The 23,672-nt window shown below is 69.3% G+C and carries 24 protein-coding genes; 16 read left to right on the forward strand and 8 right to left on the reverse strand.

From position 1 onward, the window contains the following. Positions 1-3 precede the first annotated feature (3 nt). Together SOM10_RS09695 and SOM10_RS09700 are read right to left on the reverse strand one after the other, a co-directional pair. A complete protein-coding gene (locus SOM10_RS09695) occupies positions 4-2,091 on the reverse strand; it encodes an APC family permease (RefSeq protein ID WP_320489787.1) in 2,088 nt (695 codons plus the stop codon). Between the two features lie 91 nt (positions 2,092-2,182). After that, the gene (locus tag SOM10_RS09700) at positions 2,183-2,542 is read right to left on the reverse strand and encodes a nuclear transport factor 2 family protein (protein WP_056276387.1); all 360 of its coding nucleotides are present in this window, start codon (positions 2,540-2,542) and stop codon (positions 2,183-2,185) included. Positions 2,543-2,650: 108 nt separating this feature from the next. Between SOM10_RS09700 and SOM10_RS09705 the strand changes: the two genes are divergently transcribed. The 5 genes from SOM10_RS09705 (at position 2,651) to SOM10_RS09725 (ending at position 6,394) form a co-directional block, all read left to right on the forward strand. Then, entirely contained in the window at positions 2,651-3,349 is a 699-nt protein-coding gene (locus SOM10_RS09705; protein ID WP_053098552.1) for a GTP pyrophosphokinase, read from the forward strand. 83 nt (positions 3,350-3,432) lie between these two features. Continuing rightward, a complete protein-coding gene (locus SOM10_RS09710) occupies positions 3,433-3,702 on the forward strand; it encodes a hypothetical protein (protein WP_053098553.1) in 270 nt (89 codons plus the stop codon). An 84-nt stretch (positions 3,703-3,786) separates the two neighbouring features. Further along, a complete protein-coding gene (locus tag SOM10_RS09715; protein WP_320489613.1) occupies positions 3,787-5,427 on the forward strand; it encodes a molybdopterin-dependent oxidoreductase in 1,641 nt (546 codons plus the stop codon). 41 nt (positions 5,428-5,468) lie between these two features. Beyond that, a complete protein-coding gene (locus SOM10_RS09720) occupies positions 5,469-5,957 on the forward strand; it encodes a MogA/MoaB family molybdenum cofactor biosynthesis protein (protein ID WP_285363782.1) in 489 nt (162 codons plus the stop codon). Continuing rightward, complete coding sequence (locus SOM10_RS09725; RefSeq protein ID WP_295100622.1) at positions 5,954-6,394, forward strand: molybdenum cofactor biosynthesis protein MoaE; 441 nt, start codon at positions 5,954-5,956, stop codon at positions 6,392-6,394. Before SOM10_RS09720 ends, SOM10_RS09725 begins: the two co-directional genes overlap by 4 nt. A gap of 125 nt (positions 6,395-6,519) precedes the next feature. Here SOM10_RS09725 and SOM10_RS09730 read toward each other — a convergent pair whose 3' ends face one another. Genes SOM10_RS09730 through SOM10_RS09745 form a run of 4 tightly spaced genes read right to left on the reverse strand, consistent with a single transcriptional unit; the run spans position 6,520 to position 9,243 of the window. Beyond that, the gene (locus SOM10_RS09730) at positions 6,520-6,756 is read right to left on the reverse strand and encodes a MoaD/ThiS family protein (protein ID WP_320489614.1); all 237 of its coding nucleotides are present in this window, start codon (positions 6,754-6,756) and stop codon (positions 6,520-6,522) included. Beyond that, a complete protein-coding gene (moaC, locus tag SOM10_RS09735; protein ID WP_053098558.1) occupies positions 6,753-7,232 on the reverse strand; it encodes a cyclic pyranopterin monophosphate synthase MoaC in 480 nt (159 codons plus the stop codon). The genes SOM10_RS09730 and moaC overlap by 4 nt, the downstream gene beginning before the upstream one ends. Then, positions 7,229-8,476 carry a gephyrin-like molybdotransferase Glp gene (gene glp / locus SOM10_RS09740; RefSeq protein ID WP_320489615.1) on the reverse strand — a complete coding sequence of 416 codons (1,248 nt, stop codon included), beginning with the start codon at positions 8,474-8,476 and terminating at the stop codon, positions 7,229-7,231. Before glp ends, moaC begins: the two co-directional genes overlap by 4 nt. Beyond that, positions 8,473-9,243, reverse strand: coding sequence for a HesA/MoeB/ThiF family protein (locus tag SOM10_RS09745; protein WP_295100613.1), 771 nt, complete (start codon positions 9,241-9,243; stop codon positions 8,473-8,475). The genes glp and SOM10_RS09745 overlap by 4 nt, the downstream gene beginning before the upstream one ends. A 150-nt stretch (positions 9,244-9,393) precedes the next feature. Here SOM10_RS09745 and SOM10_RS09750 point away from each other — a divergent pair, with 150 nt between their 5' ends. The 5 genes from SOM10_RS09750 (at position 9,394) to moaA (ending at position 13,682) form a co-directional block, all read left to right on the forward strand. After that, on the forward strand, positions 9,394-9,786 hold the full coding sequence (locus tag SOM10_RS09750; protein ID WP_056276411.1) for a TOBE domain-containing protein: 393 nt from the start codon (positions 9,394-9,396) through the stop codon (positions 9,784-9,786). Between the two features lies 1 nt (position 9,787). Beyond that, the gene (gene modA / locus SOM10_RS09755) at positions 9,788-10,567 is read left to right on the forward strand and encodes a molybdate ABC transporter substrate-binding protein (RefSeq protein WP_320489618.1); all 780 of its coding nucleotides are present in this window, start codon (positions 9,788-9,790) and stop codon (positions 10,565-10,567) included. Beyond that, positions 10,564-11,352 (forward strand): molybdate ABC transporter permease subunit, encoded by a 789-nt coding sequence (gene modB / locus SOM10_RS09760; protein WP_053098563.1) that lies wholly within the window; start codon positions 10,564-10,566, stop codon positions 11,350-11,352. Before modA ends, modB begins: the two co-directional genes overlap by 4 nt. Beyond that, positions 11,349-12,410, forward strand: a complete 1,062-nt coding sequence (locus SOM10_RS09765; RefSeq protein WP_320489620.1) for an ABC transporter ATP-binding protein — start codon at positions 11,349-11,351, stop codon at positions 12,408-12,410. Before modB ends, SOM10_RS09765 begins: the two co-directional genes overlap by 4 nt. Before the next feature lie 186 nt (positions 12,411-12,596). Continuing rightward, positions 12,597-13,682 (forward strand): GTP 3',8-cyclase MoaA, encoded by a 1,086-nt coding sequence (gene moaA, locus SOM10_RS09770; protein ID WP_320489621.1) that lies wholly within the window; start codon positions 12,597-12,599, stop codon positions 13,680-13,682. 116 nt (positions 13,683-13,798) lie between these two features. Here the strand turns inward: moaA and SOM10_RS09775 are convergent, their stop codons facing one another. Both SOM10_RS09775 and SOM10_RS09780 read right to left on the reverse strand, forming a co-directional pair. Continuing rightward, positions 13,799-15,013: an amidohydrolase gene (locus SOM10_RS09775; protein WP_053098565.1), complete on the reverse strand. Its 1,215-nt coding sequence runs from the start codon at positions 15,011-15,013 to the stop codon at positions 13,799-13,801. A 9-nt stretch (positions 15,014-15,022) separates the two neighbouring features. Next, positions 15,023-15,670: a TetR/AcrR family transcriptional regulator gene (locus SOM10_RS09780; RefSeq protein ID WP_056276425.1), complete on the reverse strand. Its 648-nt coding sequence runs from the start codon at positions 15,668-15,670 to the stop codon at positions 15,023-15,025. A 166-nt stretch (positions 15,671-15,836) separates the two neighbouring features. Here SOM10_RS09780 and SOM10_RS09785 point away from each other — a divergent pair, with 166 nt between their 5' ends. The 6 genes from SOM10_RS09785 to SOM10_RS09810 all read left to right on the forward strand — a co-directional run bounded on the left by SOM10_RS09785 (position 15,837) and on the right by SOM10_RS09810 (position 23,660). Continuing rightward, on the forward strand, positions 15,837-17,504 hold the full coding sequence (locus SOM10_RS09785) for an ABC transporter substrate-binding protein (RefSeq protein ID WP_072590603.1): 1,668 nt from the start codon (positions 15,837-15,839) through the stop codon (positions 17,502-17,504). 71 nt (positions 17,505-17,575) lie between these two features. Further along, the gene (locus SOM10_RS09790; RefSeq protein WP_053098568.1) at positions 17,576-18,400 is read left to right on the forward strand and encodes an ABC transporter ATP-binding protein; all 825 of its coding nucleotides are present in this window, start codon (positions 17,576-17,578) and stop codon (positions 18,398-18,400) included. Further along, complete coding sequence (locus tag SOM10_RS09795) at positions 18,397-19,203, forward strand: ABC transporter ATP-binding protein (protein WP_320489626.1); 807 nt, start codon at positions 18,397-18,399, stop codon at positions 19,201-19,203. Before SOM10_RS09790 ends, SOM10_RS09795 begins: the two co-directional genes overlap by 4 nt. Next, positions 19,200-20,288 carry an ABC transporter permease gene (locus SOM10_RS09800; protein ID WP_053098570.1) on the forward strand — a complete coding sequence of 363 codons (1,089 nt, stop codon included), beginning with the start codon at positions 19,200-19,202 and terminating at the stop codon, positions 20,286-20,288. Before SOM10_RS09795 ends, SOM10_RS09800 begins: the two co-directional genes overlap by 4 nt. Position 20,289: 1 nt before the next feature. Beyond that, complete coding sequence (locus tag SOM10_RS09805) at positions 20,290-21,414, forward strand: ABC transporter permease (protein WP_320489628.1); 1,125 nt, start codon at positions 20,290-20,292, stop codon at positions 21,412-21,414. Further along, positions 21,414-23,660 carry a glycoside hydrolase family 3 N-terminal domain-containing protein gene (locus SOM10_RS09810; RefSeq protein WP_295101804.1) on the forward strand — a complete coding sequence of 749 codons (2,247 nt, stop codon included), beginning with the start codon at positions 21,414-21,416 and terminating at the stop codon, positions 23,658-23,660. The genes SOM10_RS09805 and SOM10_RS09810 overlap by 1 nt, the downstream gene beginning before the upstream one ends. Positions 23,661-23,672 lie beyond the last annotated feature (12 nt).

Here is a 23,672-nt window from a genome sequence, read left to right on the forward strand (position 1 = left end):
GCGTCAGCTCTCGGGCGGACCCTCGGGCCGGTGCGCGCGGCGGCCGTTCACGACGACCGGGCGCCCTGCGCGCTCCTGCCCCGGCAGCGGGCGCGAGCGTCGGCCGTAGATCAGCTCCGACGAGTCGAGCAGCCACGGCACGAGCGTGATCGAGACCCCGTGCACGAGCATCAGCTGGTTGGCCAGGCGGCGGGAGCGGCGGTTGTGCAGGAACGTCTCCCACCAGTGCCCCACGATGTACTGCGGCAGATAGACCGTGACCACGGACGAGCCGTGCTTCTCGCGGTACTGCTTGATGAACTGCGTCACCGGCTGTGCGAACGACCGGAACGGCGACTCGACGATCACCAGCGGGATCGGCACCAGGTGGTCTGCCCAGTCCTTCTGCAGCTGCGCGGCATCGTCGGATGCGACGGCGACGTGCACCGCCAGAGTCTTGCCGTGCTTGGCGGCGATCGCATAGTCGATGGCCTTGATCACGGGCTTCTGCAGGCGGTTGACGAGCACGATCGCCAGGTCGCCGGTCGCGCCGAACTTCGTCGTGTCGTCGATCGCGATCTCATGCTCGACGTCGCGGTAGTACCGCTTCACACCCATCATCAGGAACGCCAGTACCGGGATCGCGAAGAACACCAGGTAGGCGCCGTGCGTGAACTTCGTGATCGTCACGATCAGCAGCACCGCCACCGTCATCGCGGCGCCCACCGAGTTGATGACCAGCCCGATCTTCGCCGAGCGGCGGTCGGATGCCGAGGCGCCGTCGACGCCCGACCCGGGAGTCGTCTCGAGCGGCCCGCGCAGCACGCGGCGCCAGTGCCGGACCATGCCGATCTGCCCGAGCGAGAACGACACGAAGACGCCGATGATGTAGAGCTGGATCAGCGTGGTGAGCTTCGCCTGGAACACCACGAGCACGATGATCGCCGCGATCCCCAGCACGATCATGCCGTTCGAGAACACGAGGCGGTCGCCGCGGGTGTTCAGCGACTTGGGGGCGTAGCCGTCACGGGCGAGCACCGAGCCGAGCAGCGGGAATCCGTTGAAGGCGGTGTTGGCCGCCAGCAGCAGCACGCAGGCGGTCGCCGCCTGGATGATGAAGAACAGGATGCTGCCGCCGCCGAACGTCGCAGACGCGATCTGCGCCATCAGGCTCGGCTGCGGGTTCGAGCAGTCGAAGCCGATCAGGTCGCACGGGTTCTCGGCGTAGTGCACGCCGGTGATCAGGGCCAGGGCGGTGAGCCCGGCGAACAGGCACGCGGCGATGGAACCCATCAGCACGAGCGTGGTCTGGGCGTTGCGGACCTTCGGGGTGCGGAAGGCGGGCACGCCGTTCGACACCGCCTCGACGCCGGTGAGGGCCGAGCATCCACTCGAGAACGCCCGCAGGATCAGAAGGATCACCGCGGCCTGGCCGAGGTCTTCGGAGTGCACGGCGAACTCGGCGCTCGAGGCGACCGGCGCATCGCCGAGGAAGGTGCGGAACAGCCCGGTCACGATCATGAAGCCGACGGAGGCGATGAACACGTAGGTCGGGATCGCGAAGACGAGCGAGGCCTCGCGCACTCCTCGCAGGTTCACCAGGATGATGAGGATCACGAATCCGACCGCCAGCTCGACGCGCAGCGGATCGAGGCCCGGCACCGCCGAGATGATGTTGTCGACGCCGGATGCCACCGACACGGCGACCGTCAGCACGTAGTCGACCAGCAGCGCGGCCGCGACGATGACGCCGGGGATCTCGCCGAGGTTCTTCGAGGCGACCTCGTAGTCGCCGCCGCCCGAGGGGTAGGCCTTGATGAGCTGCCGGTAGCTGAGCACGACGACGATCAGCAGCACGACGACCGCGACCGCGACGAGCGGCGTGAACGACAGGAACGTCAGTCCGCCGATGAGGAGGATCATCACGAGCTCCTGCGGCGCGTAGGCGACCGAGCTCAGAGCGTCCGACGCGAAGATCGGCAACGCCATCTTCTTCTGGAGCAGCTGATCGTCGACCTGTGCGCTCGTCAGCGGGTCGCCGATGAGAATGCGCTTCACGCGAGGAGGAGCGTCGAGGTTGTCCCGGGTTTCATCTGACACGTCGGGCGACATTACGCCCGCGAACGGCTTCCTCACGCGTTCCTCACGGAATCCCTACGGGTGCCCCGGTGTCCCTAACGGAATCCTTACGGGGCCGAGGCGGTCACTCGGAATGAGGGCGCGGCATGTACCACTCGGTGAACGCGGTCGCCCGGCCCTCGGCATCCAGTCGGACGATCCAGAGATTGAGATAGTCCCTTTCAGACGGGTACTGCGTGCGCCCCTCGATCGCCACGAAGTCGTCATCCTCGCGGACGATCCACCACTCGAACGACCACGTGCCCGGATCGTCGAGGTCCTCGAGCCAGCCGGCGACGATGTCGGCCCGACCGACCCGCGGCTCGGCGTCGGGGCTCGTGAGGTAGATCGCGTCTTCGCTGAAGAGCGCCGCGATCTGCTGCGGGTCGTTCGATCGCCACGCCTCGACGTACGCCTCTGTCCACTTCTCGCCTGCGGTAGCCATGTCGTCCGTTGTAGACCCGGCCTCCGACATCGTCAAGACCGCGCCGGACCGAATTTCTCATCGGCGATGCACAGCCTGCGCCGATCACGAACGCGTAACGTCGGATGCATGACGTCCCTTCAGCTCACCGACGATGCGATCCAGCAGACTCGGGAGCTCCGCGATGAGTTCCAGCGCTTCCTGCGCGAGTACGAGTTCGGGATGCGGGAGGTGGAGACGAAGATCTCGATCCTGCGTGACGAGTTCACCCATCACCACGCGTACAACCCGATCGAGCACGTCAAGAGCCGGTTGAAGACCCCCGACAGCATCGTCGAGAAGATCGCCCGCAAGGGCATCGTCGAGCCGGACTTCGAGCGCATCCGCTCCGAGATCACCGACATCGCCGGCGTGCGCGTGACGTGCAGCTTCGTCGCCGACGTGTACCGCCTGTTCGACCTGCTCACCGCGCAGGACGACGTCACCGTGCGCACCGTCAAGGACTACATCGCCACGCCGAAGGAGAACGGCTACAAGAGCCTGCACGCGATCATCGAGGTGCCGGTGTTCCTGTCGACCGGGGCGCTCGCGGTGCCGGTCGAGGTGCAGTTCCGGACCATCGCGATGGACTTCTGGGCCAGCCTCGAGCACAAGATCTATTACAAGTTCTCGAACCAGGTGCCCTCGCACCTCGTCGACAGCCTGACCGATGCGGCCGAGGCCGCCGCCGAGCTCGACAGCCGCATGGAGCGTCTGCATCGCGAGGCGCACGGAGTGCCGCAGCGCCAGCTCGCGCCGCCGCCCCCGCCGCACGTCGTGCAGGTCTGACCCGACGCTCGTCGTCTCCGGTGCGCGGCGCACGCGAGCGGCGCGGTGTTGCGCGCGGCGGCGGGCTCCGGGAGCATGGGCAGGTGGTGAAGACGCAGCAGCCCCCGGTCGCCGACCTCGAGCGCACCCTCGTCGAGCTCCCCGGTCTCGACCGAGGACGCCAGCTGTGCGAGTGCGACCACGGCGACGACGAGGCCTATGCCGCCTGCGGACGCAAGGCCAAGTGGCGCGTCACGGTCGACTGCGTCTGCGGGGAGAACCACCCGCGTCGCGTCGAGATCCTGTGCTCCCGGTGCCTGCGCACTCTGCGCCAGCTGCAGGACCGCGACACCATCACCGCGCGGCGTCTCTGACGCGCCGGCGCTCGCGACCATCCGTTCGCGCCTTCGCTCCGAACAACCGCTGACCACACCGTCGGCGGTGCGAAGGAGCAGATCATGGCACAGCGCAGCAAAGACCCACAGCGCAGCAAGGGCAGACGATTCATCCTCTGGGCAGCACTCTCGGGTGTGATCAGCGGTGCCGTCTTCCTGGCCACCGCAGAGCTGTTCGCGCTGATCTTCGCGCGCTCAGCGAGCCCGATACTCGCGGTCGGCGGTTTCGTGATCGACATCGTGCCGCAGCCCTTCAAGGAATTCGCGATCGCGACCTTCGGCGAGTACGACAAGATCGCGCTGCTGGTCGGTCTCGGTCTCGCGGTGGTGATCGCGTCGGCGATCGCCGGAATCCTTCAGCTGCTCCGTCCCCCGCTCGGCGTGATCGCCCTGGTGGTCGCGGGCGCGCTCTCCACCGCGGCGATCGTGACGCGGGCGGGAGTCACGCCCCTCGCCTTCCTGCCTCCCGTGCTCGGCACCATCGCAGGGTCGATCCTGATGGTGCTCCTGATCCGCCGTCTGAAGACGTGGAGGGCCTCGGCGGTTCCCGCCGTGATGGCCGACCGCAAGGGCGAGGGTCTCGCCGCGACCGGCACCGGGACGGTGGGCCAGGATGCCGCGCAGCCGCGGAAGGATCTGGGGCGTCGGCAGTTCTTCATCCTCGCCGGGATCGCGAGCGTCTCGGCGGTCGTCGTCGGCATCGCGTCGCGCACGGTGAGCATGACGGTCGCCTCCGTGGCGTCGATCCGGGAGGCGCTGAAGCTCCCGGCGCCGAAGTCGACGGTCACGGTGCCGAAGGGCGCCGAGCTCGACATCCCGGGCCTGAGCAAGCTGTTCACCCCGAACAAGGACTTCTACCGCGTCGACACCGCGCTGACCGTGCCCACGATCGACCCCAGCACCTGGCGTCTCGTGATCGACGGCATGGTCGATCAGCGCGTCGAGATGAGCTTCCAGGACATCCTCGACATGGGGCTCGACGAGTATGCGATCACCCTCACCTGCGTCTCGAACGAGGTGGGCGGCGACCTCGTCGGCAATGCGAAGTGGCTCGGCGTCCCGCTGCGCGATGTTCTCAAGAAGGCAGGGGTGAAGTCCGGAGCCGACATGGTGCTGTCGAAGAGCGTCGACGGATACACCGCGAGCACGCCGCTGTCGGCGCTGACCGACGACAACCTCGATGCGATCCTCGCGGTGGGCATGAACGGCGAGCCGCTGCCGCTCGAGCACGGGTTCCCGGTGCGCATGGTCGTTCCCGGTCTCTACGGCTACGTCTCGGCGACGAAGTGGCTGACCGAGCTCAAGGTGACGACGTTCGACAAGGACGAGGCCTACTGGACCCCGCGTGGATACAGCGCCGAGGCGCCGATCAAGTTCGCCTCGCGCGTCGACACTCCCAAGGTCGGCGAGGCGGTCAAGGCCGGCCGCATCCCGATCGCGGGCGTCGCGTGGGCGCAGTCGGTCGGCATCGAGCGGGTCGAGGTGCGCATCGACGAGGGCGACTGGATGCCGGCGACGCTGTCGGCACCGATCAACGAGGACACCTGGGTGCAGTGGTTCATGGAGTGGGATGCCACGCCGGGCACGCACTACGTGGCCGTGCGAGCCATCAACAAGAACGGCGACCTGCAGATCGAAGAGCGGGCGCCGATCGCGCCGAACGGTTCGTCGGGGTGGCAGCGGTCGCTGATCCGCGTCGCCTGATGCCGGTGCGCGACCCCGGGTCTCGCCCTAGTGTGGGAGCCATGACGTCGCTCCCCGCCTGCGTGATCACTGTCTCGGATCGATCCTTCGCGGGTGAACGCGAAGACAGGGGAGGGCCGATCGCGGTCGGGCTGCTGCGGGATGCCGGGTGGCACTGCCCGGATGCCGAGGTCATCGCCGACGGCGCCACCTCGGTCGCGGATGCGCTGCGCCGAGCGGTGGCCCGCGGCGTGAGGCTGATCGTGACGACCGGGGGGACCGGCGTCAGCCCGCGCGATGAGACGCCGGAGGGCACCCGTCGGGTCATCACCCGCGAGGTGCCCGGCATCGCCGAGGAGCTGCGCCGCAGCGGCCTCGCCGACACCCCGTTGTCCGTGCTCTCTCGTGGCGTGGCGGGCATCGTCGACCCGGCCGGATCGCTCGTGGTGAATCTTCCCGGGTCGCCCCGGGCCGTGGCATCCGGTGTTCCCGTCGTGCTCACCGTCGCCAGACACGTCGTCGACCAGGTCGAGGGCGGTGATCACTCGTGAACGAGGTGCGGATCGCAGCGATCTCGGAGGAGAAGCTCGACGTCGACGCGCATCTCGCTGCGGTGGACGACCCGGCCCTGGGTGGGGTCACGACCTTCATCGGGCGCGTGCGCGACAACGACCCCGATGCGACGACCCCGGTGGTCGGGCTCGAATACAGCTCACACCCCGATGCGGAGCCGACGCTGCGACGCATCGCCGAGGAGGCGGCAGCGCATGCCGTCGGCGACGCCAGGGTCGTGGTCGCCGTGAGCCACCGCATCGGTCGCCTCGACGTCGGGGATGCGGCCGTGGTCATCGCGGTCGCGGCAGAGCATCGTGCTGAGGCCTTCGAGGTGTGCCGTGCGGTCATCGAGGACATCAAGACGTCGCTGCCGGTGTGGAAGCGCCAGGTCGAGTCGGACGGCTCGACCTCGTGGAAGGGCATCGGCGGCTGAGTCGAGTCGCGGCTGCTTCACGCGGCCATTCGCGCTTCTGAAGGCCGTTTTCGGCATCCGCGTCCTTCTGACGCGCAGATCGCCGCACGAAGCGCACGCCCAGCGGGCATCGCTTCGCCTGCGGCCTATCCCCCGGCGAACGGGGGAAGCACGTCGATCAGCTGGGCGTCGTCGAGCGGACGGTCGTCATCGCTGCGCACGCCGTCGACCATGACCGCGCACCGCGGAAGGATGTCGGCGAGCGCCGGATGGTCGGCGACGACGGCGGCGCGCAGCTGCTCGAGCGAGTGCTCGCCGCGGTTCTCGGCGTCGGTGCCCGCGGCCTCGGCGGCCGCAGCGAAATAGCGGACGCGGGTGGTCACAGCGTCTCTCCCTCGCGCACCCAGTCGCCCGAGCGCCCGCCCGACTTCGCGACGATGCGCACGTCTTCGATCACGACCGAGCGGTCGAGGCCCTTGATCATGTCGACGATCGCGAGGGCGCTCACCGAGACCGCTGTGAGGGCCTCCATCTCGACGCCGGTGCGGTCGGCGGTGCCGACGGTCGCCTCGACGTGCACGCCGTCGTCGACGATGTCGAGCTCGACCGACGCGCGGTGCACGCCGATCACGTGCGCGAGCGGCAGCAGAGCGGGTGTCGACTTGGCGGCCTGGATGCCGGCGATGCGGGCGACCGCGAGCACGTCGCCCTTGGGTGCGGTGCCGTCGCGCAGGGCCGCGATGACCTCGGCGCCGCAGCGCACGAATCCGCGCGCGGTGGCGGTGCGGACCGTCGGCTGCTTGCCGGTCACATCGACCATGTGGGCGTGGCCGGCCGAATCGAGATGCGTGAAGCTCATCCGACCAGCATGACATCGATCGCGTCGCCCACGGCGACGGCCTCGACCTCAGCGGGCACGACGGCGAACGCGTGGGCGCGGGCGAGTCCGCCGGCCAGGTGCGATCCCGAGCCGCCCGAGGTCGCCGGGCGCACGGTCCTGTTCACGAGGTCGACGACGGCGGGCAGGTACTGACGGCGTCCCGGCGGGGTGGTCCACGCGGCATCCGCGGTGAAGGATGCGCGCGGGCGGTGGATCTCGGAGCGACCCTGCAGCGCCAGCAGCGCGGGGCGCACGAACACCTCGAACGACACCGCCACGCTCACGGGGTTTCCGGGAAGACCGAACACCAGAGTGCCGGCGTCGAGCACGCCGAACGCCTGCGGCTTGCCCGGCTGCATCGCGACGCTCGCGAACTCGACCTCGCCCTGTCCGTCGAACGCGCCGCGCACGGGCTCGTACGCACCGGCGCTCACGCCGCCGGTGAACACGATCACGTCAGCGCCGCGTTCTACGGCGGTCGCCGTGACGGCGCGCACGGCATCGGCGTCATCCGCGACGCGGGCGACGAGCACGACCTCGGCGTCGGCATCGGCGACGAGGAGCTCGAGCAGCGGACCGTTGGAATCGGGGATGCGGCCGCGCGCTGCGGGCTCGCCCGGCTCGAGCAGCTCGCTGCCGGTCGATACGACGGCTACCCGGGGTGCGCGTGTCACCGTCACGCTCTCGACCCCGGCGGCGACGGCGGCGGACAGCTGGAACGCTCCGAGGCGCTCGCCGGCGAGCACCACTGCGTCACCGGCGCGCAGGTCGGCGCCGCGACGGCGGATGAACGCTCCTACGGTCGACGGTGCGCGCAGCACCCGCACCTCGCCGAGCGAATCGGCGAGACCGCCGACGGTGTCCTCGAAAGGCACGATCGCGTCCGCCGCAGTCGGGGCGGGTGAGCCGGTCATGATGCGTGCCGCCTCGCCGACTCCGAGTGCCGGGTCGTCCGACACCCCGGCGGGCAGATCTGCGACGACGCGGAGCACGACAGGGCTCTCGTCGGATGCCGAGGCGACATCCGCTGCACGCACGGCGAAGCCGTCCATCGCGGAGTTGTCGAAGAGCGGGATGTCGTGCGCCGCCGTCGCAGGCTCTGCGAGCGTGCGCTGGGCCGCGTCCCGGATCGCCCGTGTCTCGGCGGGCAGTGCGCGTACGGCATCCAGCACCCGCGCGAGCTGATCCTCGACGGATCGGCGACCGCCGCCCGCGGCGCTCATGCCGACACCGCCGAACGGATGGCGATCTCGTGCTGTCTCGAGGTGAGGGAGTCGATCATCGCGAGCCGGCCGAGCAGCGGCTCGCCCGCGCCGGTGATGAGCTTCACGACCTCGCCCGCCAGCATCCCGCCCACCTGCACGCACAGGGCCCCGAGCACGCCGACCTGCGCGCAGCTGGGCGGCTCGCCCTCGGTGCCGAGCGGGAAGAGATCGGTGAGCACCACGGGCGTGTGGCCTTCGGGGGGATTCGACCAGAACACGGTGGCCTGCGCGTGCCACTCCTGCACGGCACCCCACACGAGCGGGATGCCGAGGGTCTCGGTCGCAGCGGCGACGTCGCGGCGGGTCGCGAAGGAGTCGCTCGTGTCGACCACGATGTCGGCCCCGGCGAACAGGCGCTCGGCGTTCTCGGAGTCGAGTCGCTCGGAGGCCGTCACGACCTCCGCCCCCGGTGACAGTGCGCTGATCGCGCGCGCCGCCGAAACGGTCTTGGGGCGGCCGATGTCCTCGACACGGTGAGCGAGCTGGCGCTGCAGATTGGTCAGCTCCACGATGTCGTCGTCGATCACCGTGATGCTGCCGATTCCTGCCGCCCCCAGTGCGAGGAGCACGGGGGAGCCGATGCCGCCGGCGCCGACCACGGTGACGTGGGCCGCGGCGAGACGGCGCTGCCCCTCCTCTCCGATGCCCGTGAGCACCGCGTGCCTGGCGGTGCGGACGAGTTCGGCCGGGTCGAGGGCGGGCGCGGGAGCGACGAGCGGCTGCATGGCACCAGGCTATGCCCGGGGTGCGCGATTGCGGCGGGGGCGAGTGGATTCGTCCGGAGTTCGCCGCGGACGGATGCCGAGCGAGCGCGTTGCTTCCGCGAATGCGGTGATTTAGTGTTTCAGCGTCCGCGTCTGCGGTAGTGTGCACCCATGCAGAGCTTTCGGATCGCCCGCGCAGCACAGCTGCTCGGAGTGAGCGATGACACGGTGCGGCGCTGGATCGATCAGGGCCTGCTGCCGACGACGGATGCCGTCCCGGCCGAGATCCCCGGTGACGCTCTCGCCGCCCGTGCTGTGGAGCTCGCCGAGGAGGCGCAGGCGTCAGATCATGCTCTCTCGAGCGCCCGCAACCGCTTCGTCGGCATCGTGACGCGCGTGCAGATCGACGGAGTCATGGCACAGGTCGACCTGCAGTCCGGACCCCACCGCGTCGTCTCGCTCATGTCGGCCGAGGCCGCCCGCGAGCTGAACCTGGAGGTCGGCTCGCTCGCCACCGCATCCGTCAAGGCGACCAACGTCGTCGTCGAAGTGCCGAAGGGCTGACATGAATCGCGCCCTGCGTCGCACCGTCGCGGTCGTCCTGGCCGCCGCCGCTCTCGCCCTCACAGGGTGCACCGCCGAAGCCCCGGCGCCTGCCAGCTCGGGAGATGCACCGGAGAGTGCCGTCAGCGGCGAGCTCACGGTGTACGCCGCCGCGTCGCTGTCGGGCGCCTTCGACGAGATCGGTGCGGCCTTCACCGACGAGAACCCCGATGTGACGTTCAGCGGCGTCTACGACGGATCGTCGACGCTGGTCACCCAGCTGCGCGAGGGCGCTCCGGCCGACGTCTTCGCCTCAGCCGACGAGGCGAACATGGACAAGCTCGAGGATGCCGCGGTCGACCCGACCCTGTTCGCCTCCAACACGCTCGTGATCGCCGTTCCCTCGGGCGATCCGGGTCGCGTCGAGACCCTCGCCGATCTGGCCGACGTCACCACCGTGCTGTGCGCCCCCGAGGTGCCGTGCGGCGCCGCCTCGGCGACGCTGCTCTCGAACGCCGGCGTCGCGGTCGACGCCGCGAGCCTCGAGCAGAACGTCACCGCGGTGCTCACCAAGATCGCAGCCGGTGAGGCGGATGCGGGCCTCGTCTACGCCACCGACGTCGTCGGTCGCGACGATGTCGAGGTGATCGTGCCCGACGGTGCCGACGAGGTCGTCAACCACTATCCGATCGCGACGCTGTCGGAGGCATCGAACTCTGCGGCCGCCGACGCGTTCGTCGCGTTCGTGCTGTCGGATGATGGCCAGAGCATCCTGGCCGACTTCGGCTTCGGAGCGCCGTGACTGCGGCCGCTTCACACGGATACGCGCCGCGTGCCCTGGCCATCCCGGCCCTGATCGGTCTCGCGTTCCTCATCCTCCCGCTCGCGGCGCTCGTCGCCCGTGTCGAGTGGTCGACCTTCATCGCCGACGTGACGTCGGAGGCCGCGCGCTCGGCTCTGCTCCTGTCGCTCGGCACCGGGCTCGTCGCCACTCTTCTGTGCATCGTGATCGGTGTGCCGCTGGCGTTGACGATCGCCCGCTCCGGGCCCCGCCTGGCCGCCGTGCTGCGGGCCGCTGTCACGGTGCCGCTCGTGCTGCCGCCGATGGTCGGCGGTGTCGCCCTGCTCTACCTGTTCGGGCGGGCGGGGTGGTTCGGCGGTCTCGGGATCTCCTTCAGCACGCCGGCCGTCGTGCTTGCGCAGACCTTCGTGGCGCTGCCGTTCCTCGTGCTGGCGGTCGAAGGGGCTGTGCGCACCTCCGGCGTCGAGTACGAGCGGACAGCCGCCGCGCTCGGAGCCGGCCGCTGGACGATCCTGCGCCGCATCACGCTGCCGCTCGCGGCGCCCGGGATCGTCGCGGGCGTGGTGCTGTGCTTCGCCCGGGCCATCGGCGAGTTCGGCGCGACGGCACTCTTCGCGGGCAACCGACCCGGCGTCACGCAGACCATGCCCCTGGCGATCTACACGGCCTTCAACGGCGCAGGCGTCACCCAGGGGGCCGCGGTCGCCCTCGCGCTGCTGCTGCTCGCCACGGCGATCCTCGTGCTGCTGCTCGTGCGCGGCTGGCGACCGGGTGCCGCTCGATGAGCGCGCCTGCTGTCGCCGGGCTGCGCGCCCGCGTGGTCGTGCCGCGAGAGCACTTCACCGTCGATGTCTCGCTGCAGGTGGAGACCGGCGAGACGGTCGCCGTGATGGGACCCAGCGGAGCGGGCAAGTCGACGCTGGTGCAGGCGCTCGCCGGACTCGAGCCGCTGGGCGGGGGCGAGATCGCCGTCGAGGGCCGGGTCGTCGACCGGGTAGCGAAGCCTCGGATGCGGACCGAGCCGATGCGCCGCGGGGTCGTGCTGCTCGGGCAGAAACCGCGGCTGTTCCCTCATCTCTCGGCGCGCGAGAACGTGGCGTTCGGGCCACGGGCGGCGGGCACTGACGCGCGCGCGGCGCGGGCGGGGGCCGACGATTGGCTCGCACGGGTCGGTCTCCCCGGCTCCGGAGAGCGGATGCCGCACGAGCTGTCCGGAGGCGAGCAGCAACGGGTCGCGGTCGCTCGCGCGCTCGCCGCATCCCCTCGCGTCGTGCTGCTCGATGAACCGCTCGTCGCCCTCGACCCCGAGACGGCAGGCGACATCAGGCGGATGCTGCGCGACCAGCTCATCTCGACCACGACCGTCGCGGTCACGCACGATGCCGCGGATGCCGTCGCGCTCGCCGACCGGCTGATCGTCGTCGAGGCTGGTCGCGTGACGCAGGAGGGCCCGGTGCGCGAGGTGCTCGCCGCCCCGGCATCCGGTTTCGTCGCGTCGATCGCCGGGGTCAATCGCCTGGTCGGGGTCGCGAGTGGGGGAGCATGGCGCAGCGGCGACGCGCGGTTGACCAGCGCCCATCCTGCATCGCGTGCTCTCGCGGCGACCGACGGCGTTGCGCTCGCCGCGGTCTTCCGCCCGGGCGACGTGCGGATCGCCGAGGCGGGACCGGAGTCGTGGCCGGCTGCGGTGACGCGCATCGAGCCCACGCTGGGAGGCGTGCGCGTGCACACCGATGCAGGCGCGATCGACCTGTCGCTGGATGCTGCCGGAGGGTTGGCGGTCGGCGACCGGGTTCGGTTGCGGGTGGACCCGGCGCTGGTGAGGTTCGTCGCAGTTCCGTGAGCTGCAGCCGTGCGCTGAGCTCGCCCGATGACTGGTGAACTCCCGGCTGAATCTCCAGCCAGGTGGCCTGGGCGAGCGCCGCGCGTCCCGAGAGGACCTGGCAATATGCCGGTCGTCGCGCCCGCATGGGCCGCGCGACGCGGGGCGCGGGTAGTCTCGGAACATGTCGGGGAGAGGGAAACTGCGATGACGGCCGTGCCGGTCGTGATCGGTGTGCGCTCGCCGCATCCCGTGGTCGCCACAGACCCCGCGCCCGCGTCGCAGGGACTCATCGACACCCACGGTCGCGTGCACCGCGACCTGCGCATCTCGCTGACCGACCGCTGCTCGCTGCGCTGCACCTACTGCATGCCCGAGCAGGGAAACGAATGGCTCGCGCGCACCAGCATCCTGTCGACCGACGAGATCGTCGAAGTGGCGCAGGTCGCCGCATCGCTCGGCACCCGCACCTTCCGGCTCACCGGCGGTGAGCCGCTGCTGCGTGCCGACATCGTCGACGTCGTGCGCCGTGTCTCGGCGATCGAGGGGGACGAAGGCCCTGTCGAGGTCGCCATGACGACGAACGGCATCACGCTCGCGAAGCACCTGCCCGACCTGATCGACGCCGGCCTCACGCGACTGAACATCAGCATCGACACGGTCGATCGTCAGCGCTTCGCCGACCTCACGCGTCGAGACCGCATCGACGACGTGTTCGAGGGCATCGCGGCAGCGGCGGCATCCGAACTGCGCCCGCTCAAACTCAACACGGTCGCTATGCGCGGCGTCAACGACGACGAGCTGCCCGACCTGGTCGCGTTCGCGATGGAGGTCGGCGCGCAGTTGCGCTTCATCGAGCAGATGCCGCTCGACGCCGGGCACACCTGGGATCGCGATTCGATGGTGACGCGCGAGGAGATCCTCGAGAAGCTCAGCGCGCGGTGGGATCTGGAGCCGGTTCCCGGCCGCGGCGGTGCGCCGGCGGAGAAATGGCGCATCGACGGCGGACCGCACGAGGTCGGCGTCATCGCCTCGGTCACCGCCCCCTTCTGCGGCGCGTGCGACCGACTTCGACTGACCGCCGACGGACAACTGCGCAACTGCCTGTTCTCGAACGCGGAGTACGACCTGATCGGCGTGCTGCGCGGCGACGGAGCATCCGACTCCGCCCGGCGTGCTGGCGGGATCGCCGACATGCTGCGCTCCTGCGTGCACGGCAAGCTGCCGGGGCACGCGATCAACGACCCGTCATTCCTGCAGCCCGCCCGAGGCATGAACGCCATCGGCGGCTGAGTCAGCCCCGCTTCGCGTTCACAATTCAGCAGAGAACGTGCGTTCCGCGCGTCCAGAGTGCGTATCCGGCGCAGTTCCGGCTGTTCATGCTGAATTGTGAACGGCGAGAAGCCGCCTCAGTCGAGGAACTCCCGCGCGGCGGCCGACAGTGCGGTGACGCCGACCTCGATCGTCGGGTGGATCTCGGGCGCGAAGAACGGCGAGTGGTTGGTCGGGATGTCCTTGTCGAGCGTGCCGGCGGCGGCGGATGCCGCGAACTTCGCCGCATCGATGCCGCCCCAGAACCAGAAGACCAGCGGCGCGCCGGTGTCGCGGGCGAACCACGACACGTCCTCGCTGCCGGTGAACATCCCGGGGTCGACGACCGACGCCTCGCCGAGCGCGCGCTGCAGGGCGGAGGTGACGCGCGCGGTGGCATCGGCGTCGTTGATCGTCGGCGGCAGGGTGTGGTCGGTGCGGATCTCGGGCTCGCGCTCGGCTCCGGATGCCGCCGCCTCAGCCCGCACGATGCGCTCGACGCTCGCGAGCACCTTGTCGCGCATCTCGTCGTTCGGATAGCGCAGGCTGAGCTCGAGCTTGGCCTCGGCCGGGATGATGTTGTTCTTGAGGCCCGCATGGATCGAGCCGACCGTCACCACCGCGACATCGCGCGGGTCGACCTCGCGCGATGCGATGGTCTGCAGCCGCATGACGGTCGCCGCGGCCATGACGACCGGGTCGATCGTGGAGTGCGGGCGTGAGCCGTGTCCGCCGCGTCCGTGCAGCACGACGGTGAGTCCGTCGGATGCCGCCATCTGCGTACCGGGGCGCACGCCGATGGTTCCGGCGGGCAGGGGAGTGACGTGCTGGCCGAGCACGACGTCGGGGTGCGGCACGAGATCGCGCAGTCCGGCGTCGAGCATGGCGCGGGACCCGGCGCCGTACTCCTCGGCGGGCTGGATGAGCACGACCACGGTTCCCGACCAGTCGGCCTTCTCGGCGACGAGCTTCTCGACGGCGCCGATCATCGCCGTGACGTGCATGTCGTGGCCGCAGGCGTGCATGACGGGCACGGTGTTGCCGGCCGGATCGATGCCGGTCGCGGTGCTCGCGTACGCCAGCCCGGTCTCCTCGCCGACGGGCAGCGCGTCCATGTCGGCGCGCGCCCACACGACCGGGCCGTCGCCGTTGCGCAGGATGCCGACCACGCCGGTGACGCCGATTCCCTCGTGCACCTCGAGGCCGAGATCCCGCAGGTGGCCCGCGGCGATGCCGGCGGTGCGCGTCTCCTGGAACGAGAGCTCGGGATGCTGGTGCAGGTCGGTGTAGAGCGCTTCGAGGTCGATCGTCATGGCCCGAGCCTAGTCGCGGCGGTACGACTCCAGTGCCGGTCCTGGATGCAGTACGCCGTTGACGATCGACCGGATCGCGAACTCGCTCGCCTCGCCGAGGTCGAACACGTCGCGATGCAGCAGCCATTGCAGCTGCAGGCCGTCCATCACGGCGAGGATGCTGGCGGCGGCCGTCGTGATCGTCGAGGGCTCGGTCACCCCCTCCTGCGCGCACAGGGCGTGGAAGGCCTCCGTCACCTCGCGTCGCAGCGTCGTGTATCGCTCTTCGAAGTACTCGCGGCCGGGGTGGTTGTCGGTCACGGACTCCGATGAGAGCACGGTGTACGCCTGCACGATCCCGGGGCGCCGCTCGTTGGCGATGGCGGTGCGCACGAGGTGCAGGAAGAGCTCGGGTCCGCCGGGGATGTGCTTCTCGGCGAGCTCGGCGACGTCGGCCTGGTCGCGGTAGGCGAGCACCTCGAGCAGCAGCTTCTGCTTCGACCCGAAATGGTGCAGCACGCCGGCGTGGGTGATGCCCACCTGCTCGGCGACATCGGCGAGGGTGCCGTTGGTCGATCCCTTGTTGCCGAAGATCTCGACGGCGGCTTTGAGGATCTGCTCGCGCTTCTCGCGGGTGGCAGGCCGGACGGACGTGTGGGCGACAGCATCCTTCGACATGGTCCATCCTCTTCTGCACGGAATCCTGCACTGGATCGTACTTGCCAACTCTACTTACCAACGAGTAACCTCGCACCAGCTTACTTTCTCGCCAGTAAGCGAATGCAGTCGGATGCCCGGGCACCGACAGCCACACAGCACAACGACCCGTGCCCAAGGAGAAGCAATGAAGCTCAGAAAGTCCATGATCGCCGTCGCGGCGATCTCCGCCCTCGGCGTCTCGGCCCTCGCCGGCTGCGCAGCCGGCGGATCGAACGACGGTGACGCCGGATCCGGCGGCGCAGCACTGACGATCGCCAAGCCCGACGGCGCGATCACCACCGAGTCGAACAACCCCTACGTCGGCGACTCGTCGGCGTCGAAGTACGGCTACGGCAAGGTCATCTTCGAGACCCTCGGTCTCGTCAACCAGACCGGCGACCGCGAGGTCACCCCCTGGCTCGCCGAGAGCATCGAGTGGAACGACGACTACACGGCCCTCACCGTCGTGCCCCGCAAGGACGTCACCTGGAGCGACGGCGAGCCGTTCACCGCCGACGACATCGTCTTCACCTATGAGCTCGTGTCGACCCCCGAGCTCGACACCGCCGGCCTCAAGTTCGAGGGGGCGACCGTCGAGGGCGACGCCGTCACCCTGAACTTCGGCGAATCGAAGTACGTGAACCAGGCGCGCGTCCTGCACGTGCCGATCGTGCCGAAGCACATCTGGGAGAACCTCGACGAGCCGGCCACCGACCCCGTCAAGGGCGACGACCTGGTCGGCACCGGCCCCTACGCCCTGTCCAACTGGTCGACCGAGTCGGTCACGCTCGAGGCCCGCGACGACTACTGGGGCGGCGATCTCGCCGTTCCCGAGCTGCACTACGTCTCGTACGGCGACAACACCGCTCTGACGACGGCTCTCGCGCAGGGCGAGGCCGACTGGGCGCAGGCGTTCATCCCGCAGATCCAGGAGCAGTTCCTCGACGCCGACCCCGAGCACAACAAGTTCTTCGTCGCGCCGACCACGGGTTCGGCGACGCTGTTCATGAACCTGCAGCAGAAGCCGTTCGACGATGTGGCGTTCCGCCAGGCGCTCGCCTGGGTCATCGACCGCGACGCCTACGTCGACATCGCCCGTGAGGGCGCGAGCGAGCCGGTCTGGTCGGTGACCGGTCTGTCGTCGATCCTCGAGGACGAGATCCAGCCCGAGTTCCAGGGCGAGGAGTACTCGGTCGACGCCGAGAAGGCGCGCGACCTGCTCGAGAGCGCCGGATACACGTGGAAGGACGACGCGCTGATCGACCCCGACGGCACGCCCGTCTCGTTCACGCTCTCGGTGCCCTCGGGCTGGAGCGACTGGAACACCGCGCAGGAGCTCATCGCCGAAGACGTCACCGAGGCCATCGGCGCCGAGGTCAAGATCGACATGCCCGACTGGGGCGGCTGGGCGGGCCCCCGCGACGACGGCTCGTTCTCGGCCATCATCCACTGGCTGGAAGACAGCGGCACGGCCTACGGCCTGTACACGTCGACGATGGACCCGCGCTGGATCTCGCCCGAGGGCATCGCCGGGTTCAACTTCGGACGCTTCGAAGACCCCGCGGCCACCGAGGCGCTCAACACCTACGCGAACGCGTCGTCCGATGAGGAGCGCACCGCGGCGATCACCACGCTCGAGCAGATCTTCGTCGAGCAGGTCCCGGCGATCCCGCTGGGCGCGCACCCGCTGCTCGGCGAGTACAACACCCGCAACTACGTCGGGTGGCCCTCGGAGGACGACCCGTACGCCTCGGGCGACCCGACGCAGCAGAACATCGTGCAGATCCTCACGAAGCTGAAGCCGGCCGAGTAAGCAGTCCCGGAGGGGCGGATGCAGCAGCATCCGCCCCTCCCACCGACCTCCCGACCGACGAAGGACCCCTCATGTCAGAACCACTGCTCAGCGTGCGCGACTTCTCGGTCGTGTACGACGTCGACCCTCCCGTCGAGGCGGTGAAGAACGTCACGCTCGAACTGCAGAGAGGCGAGATCCTCGGTCTCGCCGGGGAGAGCGGATGCGGCAAGACCACGCTCGCCTACGGCGTGCAGCGTCTGCTCCGGGCCCCTGCGGTGATCGCGGGCGGCAGCGTGACCTTCCACGATGCATCCGGTGTCGACGTCGACATCAACGCGCTCGACGTCGAGGCGATGCAGAAGTTCCGCTGGGACAAGGTCTCGATGGTGTTCCAGGGCGCGATGAACGCACTGAACCCGGTGGCGACGATCGGCTCGCAGCTCGAGGACGTGTTCGAGATCCACCGCCCTGACATGACGCGACGGCAGCGCAGGGCCGAGGCCGAGGAGCTGCTCGAGATCGTCAAGGTCGGGCGTCAGCGCACCCGGTCGTTCCCGCACGAGCTCTCCGGCGGCATGCGCCAGCGTGTCATGATCGCGATGGCCCTGGCGCTGCGCCCGCAGCTGATGGTCATGGACGAGCCGACCACGGCGCTCGACGTGCTCGTGCAGCGGGAGATCCTCAAGCAGATCTCGCAGCTGCGGCACGAGTTCGGCTTCTCGGTGATCTTCATCACCCACGACCTTCCGCTGCTGCTCGAGATCAGCGACCGCATCGCCATCATGCGCGAGGGCGAGATCGTCGAGCTGGCCTCCGCCGAGCAGATCTGGACCGACCCGCAGAACGACTACACGAAGACCCTGCTGTCGTCGTTCCCCCGACTCACCGGTGCGAGAGGAGTGCTGACCCGATGACCACTCTCGAGTTCGCCCACGTCAGCAAGATCTACAACGTCCGCGGAGCCGGCCAGCTCAAGGCGCTCGACGACATCAGCTTCACCCTGAACTCCGGCCAGACCATCGGTCTCGTCGGCCAGTCGGGCAGCGGCAAGTCGACCATCGCGAAGATCCTCACCCAGCTCGAGACTCCCACGTCCGGCGAGGTGCGGCTCGACGGCGCACCCATCCCGCGGCGCGGCAGGGGACTGCGGAAGTACCGCCAGCAGCTGCGGATGGTGTTCCAGGACCCGTTCGCCTCGCTCAACCCGTACCACTCGATCCGCTATCACCTCGAGCGCCCGATCCGTCTCGACGACGTCGTTCCCAAGAAGGACACCGAGGCCGAGGTGCGCCGACTGCTCGAGCGTGTGCGCCTCGACGCGGATGCCGTGATCGACCGCCGCCCTCATGAGCTGTCGGGCGGCCAGCGTCAGCGCGTCGCCATCGCCCGTGCGCTCGCCTCGCGTCCGTCGCTGCTCGTCGCCGATGAGCCGGTGTCGATGCTCGACGTGTCGATCCGTCTCGGAGTGCTGAACCTGCTCGCCGATCTGCAGCGCGAGGAGGGCCTCGGCGTGCTCTACATCACCCACGATCTCGCCACCGCCCGTCACTTCAGCGACAAGATCATGGTGCTGAACCAGGGTCGGGTCGTCGAGTACGGCGACGCCGACGACGTGATCCTCACCCCGCAGGACCCCTACACGCGCGAGCTGCGGGCGGCGTCGCCCGACCCCGACAAGCACTTCGCGACGACCGGCTCGCACGGAGGTGCACTGTGACCACCGCATCCCCCGATCTGGGTCAGATCGACCAGGAGAACCGCGACGCGCTCGAGGTCGGCACCACCGCGACCGTCGCGCAGAAGGGGCGAGCCGTCGTGCCCTGGCGGTTCTTCGCCGGGCGGGCCGGCTTCTACCTGTTCACGCTGTGGGCGGCCATCACGATCAACTTCTTCCTCCCGCGGTTCATGAAGGGCGACGCGGTCAGCTCGTACCTCGCGCGCAACCGCAACATCAGTCCCGAGGCGGCGGACTCGCTGCGGGCGCTGCTCGGCATCGACACCGACAAGTCGATGTGGCAGCAGTACATCGAGTACTGGGCGATGCTGTTCCGCGGCGACCTCGGCATCTCGACACTGCACGGCCTGCGTCCGGTGAGCGAGGTGCTGGCATCCGCTCTCCCGTGGACGCTCGGTCTCGTCGGTCTCGCCACGATCATCTCGTTCGCGCTCGGCACGGTCGGCGGCGCGATCGTCGGCTGGAAGCGCGGCAGCAGGCTCGACGCCCTCATCCCGATCACGACGTTCTTCAACACGATCCCGTACTTCTGGCTCGGTCTCATCGCGATCGCGATCTTCTCGTCGACCCTCAAGTGGTTCCCGTCGTCGCACGCCTATGACAAGGGGCAGTCACCCGAATGGAGCCTCGACTTCATCGGCCAGGTCATCGTGCACGGCACCCTGCCGGCGGTCACGATCATCATCGCCTCGCTCGGCGGATGGATGCTGGGCATGCGCAACATGATGCTCACGGTGCTCGACGAGGACTACATCACCGTCGCCCAGGCCAAGGGCATGCCGAACAGGCGGGTGCTGTGGGCGTATGCCGCTCGCAACGCGGTGCTGCCGCAGATTCAGAGCTTCGCCCTCTCGATCGGGTTCATCGTCGGCGGCACGATCGTCATGGAGATGGTCTTCAGCTACCCGGGCGTCGGCAAGCTGCTGCTCGACGCCACGAACGCGAAGGACTTCGCCCTCATGCAGGGCGTGTTCCTCGTGATCACGCTGTCGGTGCTGGTCGCCAACATCCTGGCGGACATCGTCTACGCATACCTCGACCCGCGCACGCGCCAGACGGAGGCCTGACATGAGCGTTCCCACCTCGACCGACACGACCGCGCCCGACGGCAGCACGATCCCCACCGGGATGCCGGAGACTGCCACGTTCCGCACGGCCCACGGCGACCAGCCGACCCGCAAGACGTTCTGGTCGCAGCTCGCCCAATCGTTCGCGATGTTCCGCAACCCCAAGTCGATCGCCGGCCTGATCATCCTCGGGGTGTTCGTGCTGATCGCGATCTTCGCGCCGCTGCTCGCCCCCTACGGAGCCACGCAGAAGGACCGCACGGCGCTGCGGCAGCCGCCCTCGCTCGACCACTGGCTCGGCACCACGCACATGGGCGAGGACGTGCTCAGCCAGCTCATCTTCGGCACGCGCGGCGTCGTCGTGGTCGGATTCCTGTCGGCGATCATCGCCACCGTCATCGCGATCACGATCGGCGTCATCGCCGGATACGTGCGCGGGTGGAAGAGCGAGTCGCTGTCGGCGCTCACGAACGTGTTCCTGGTGATCCCCGGCATCCCGCTGATCATCATCGTGGCGTCGCAGTTCGAGAACCCGCCGCTGATCGTGATCGCCGCAGTGCTGGGCCTCACGGGCTGGGCATGGGGCGCGCGCGTTCTGCGCGCGCAGACCATGTCACTGCGCAACCGCGACTTCATCCAGGCGGCGCGCGCCAACGGCGAACCGCTGCACCGCATCATCACCGTCGAGATGCTGCCGAACCTCATGGCGCTGATCGCGTCGAGCTTCGTCGGCACCGTCACCGCCGCCATCCTCGGTCTGACGACCCTCGCCTTCATCGGGGTGATCCCGGTGAGCAACCTCAACTGGGGCACCATCCTGTTCTGGGCGCAGCAGAACGGCGCCTTCCCGAGGCTGTGGTGGTGGTACGTGCCCGCAGGACTCTGCATCGCGATCATCGGCGTCGCCCTGTCGCTCATCAACTTCGGCATCGACGAGTACGTCAACCCGAGGCTGCGGTCGGCCGGTGAGCGTGCCCGCGCGATGAAGAAGAAGGGGCTCGACGTGAACGATCCGGTGACGGCGGTGCGCAGCGCGCCGACGACCGACTCGGGTACCGTGCAGAGCGCGGCGACAGCGACGACGACCCATACGAAGACCGACAAGAAGACACAGAACGCCGAGTGATGACCTCTCAGACCCTGACCGAATCCCTGCCCTACCTCGACCCAGAACTGCCGATCGCCGCGCGCGTCGCCGACCTCCTCGACCGCATGACGGTCGAGGAGAAGATCGGGCAGATGCTGCAGCTCGACGCTCGCGACGACCTCGACGATCACGTGCTGGGCAAGCACGTCGGCTCGATCCTGCACACCTCGCCCGAGCGCATCATCCGGGCGAACGAGCTGACCGCCCAGACGCGACTGCGCATCCCGCTGCTCGTCGCCGAGGACTGCATCCACGGCCACTCCTTCTGGCCGGGAGCGACGATCTATCCGACGCAGCTCGGCATGGCGGCCACGTGGGACGCCGAGCTGGTCGAGAAGGTGGCGAGGGCCACCGCGGTCGAGGTCGCGGCGACCGGCATCCACTGGACCTTCTCGCCGGTGCTCTGCATCGCGCGCGACCTGCGCTGGGGCCGCATCGACGAGACGTTCGGCGAAGACCCGTTCCTCATCGGCGAGCTCGCCTCCGCCATGGTGCGCGGATACCAGGGCGAGGGCCTCGACGACCCCACCGCGATCCTCGCGACGGCGAAGCACTTCGCCGGCTACTCCGAGACGCAGGGCGGGCGCGACGCCAGCGAGGCCGACATCTCGCGACGCAAGCTGCGGTCGTGGTTCCTGCCGCCGTTCGAGCGGGTGGCCCGTGAAGGATGCCGCACGTTCATGCTCGGCTACCAGACCACCGACGGGGTGCCGATCACGGTGAACGACTGGCTGCTCAGCGATGTGCTGCGCGGCGAGTGGGGCTACACCGGCACGCTCATCACCGACTGGGACAACGTCGGACGCATGGTCTGGGAACAGCATGTGCAGCCCGACTACGCGCACGCCTCGGCCGCCGCGGTCAGCGCGGGCAACGACATGGTGATGAACACTCCGGGCTTCTTCGCCGGAGCTCTCGAGGCGGTGTCGAACGGCCTGCTCGCGGAGGACGCCTTCGATGACGCCGTGGCGCGCATCCTCACGCTCAAGTTCGAGCTGGGGCTGTTCGAAGACCCGCGACTTCCGCAGGCGGATCTGGATGCCGTGGTCGGCAGCGCCGCCCACGCCGAGCTCAACCTCGAGACGGCCCGCCGTTCGATCGTGCTGCTCGAGAACGACGGCGTGCTGCCGCTCGACGCGTCCGCGCCGCTGACGGTCGCGGTCGTCGGGCCCCTCGCCGACGACGCCCAGACGCAGCTCGGCGACTGGGCGGGCGGATCGGGTCAGGCCGGATGGCTCGACGGACAGCCGCGCGAGATGATCACCACCGTGCTCGACGGTCTCGCCGGTATCGACGGATGGTCGGTGACGCACACGCGCGGCGCCGAGATCCTCACGCTCGACGACGATCCGCGGGGCACGAAGTTCCCCGACGGACAGCCCCGCCCCTCGGTCGTGGTGCCGAGCGCACCCGACGACACGATGATCGCCGAGGCCGTCGCTGCGGCTGAGGCGTCCGATGTCGTGGTCGCCGTCGTCGGCGACCGTATCGAGCTCGTGGGCGAGGGCCGCTCGACGGCGACGCTCGAGCTGATCGGCGGACAGAACGCGCTGCTCGACGCGCTCATCGCGACGGGGAAGCCCGTCGTCGTGGTGCTCCTGGCCTCGAAGCCGCTCGTGCTGCCGGCATCCGCATCGAAGGCCGCCGCCGTGATCTGGGCGGCGAATCCCGGCATGCAGGGCGGCCGCGCGCTCGCCGAGATCATCTCGGGTGCGGTCGAGCCTTCGGGGCGCCTGCCGATCTCGTTCGCGCGCCACGTCGGCCAGCAGCCGACGTACTACAACCAGATCCGCGGCCAGCACGGCGACCGCTACGCGGACCTCACGCAGTCTCCCGCGTGGGCGTTCGGCGAGGGGCTGTCGTACTCGACGGTCTCGTACGGCGAGCTCTCGCTCGACACCGACCGGCTCGGTCTCGCCGACACGATCGTCGCCGAGGTGACGGTGACGAACACCGGTTCGCGCCCGGTGCGCGAGACGGTTCAGGTCTACGTCCGCGACTCCGTCACGAGCGTGAGCTGGGCTGACAAGGAGCTCAAGACCTACCGCCAGGTCGACGTCGCGCCCGGAGAGTCGGCGCGCGTGCGGCTCGAGGTGCCGGTCGCTGAGTGCTCGATCGTGGATGCGGCCGGCAACCGTCGCGTCGAATCCGGCGCGTTCGAACTGCTGGTCGGTCCGAGCTCGCGCGAAGACGCCCTGCGGAGCGCTGCGTTCACCGTGGCATGAGTCTGCGACGAG

This window comes from Microbacterium sp. CFBP9023, from assembly GCF_034045055.1.
Classification (GTDB): domain Bacteria; phylum Actinomycetota; class Actinomycetes; order Actinomycetales; family Microbacteriaceae; genus Microbacterium.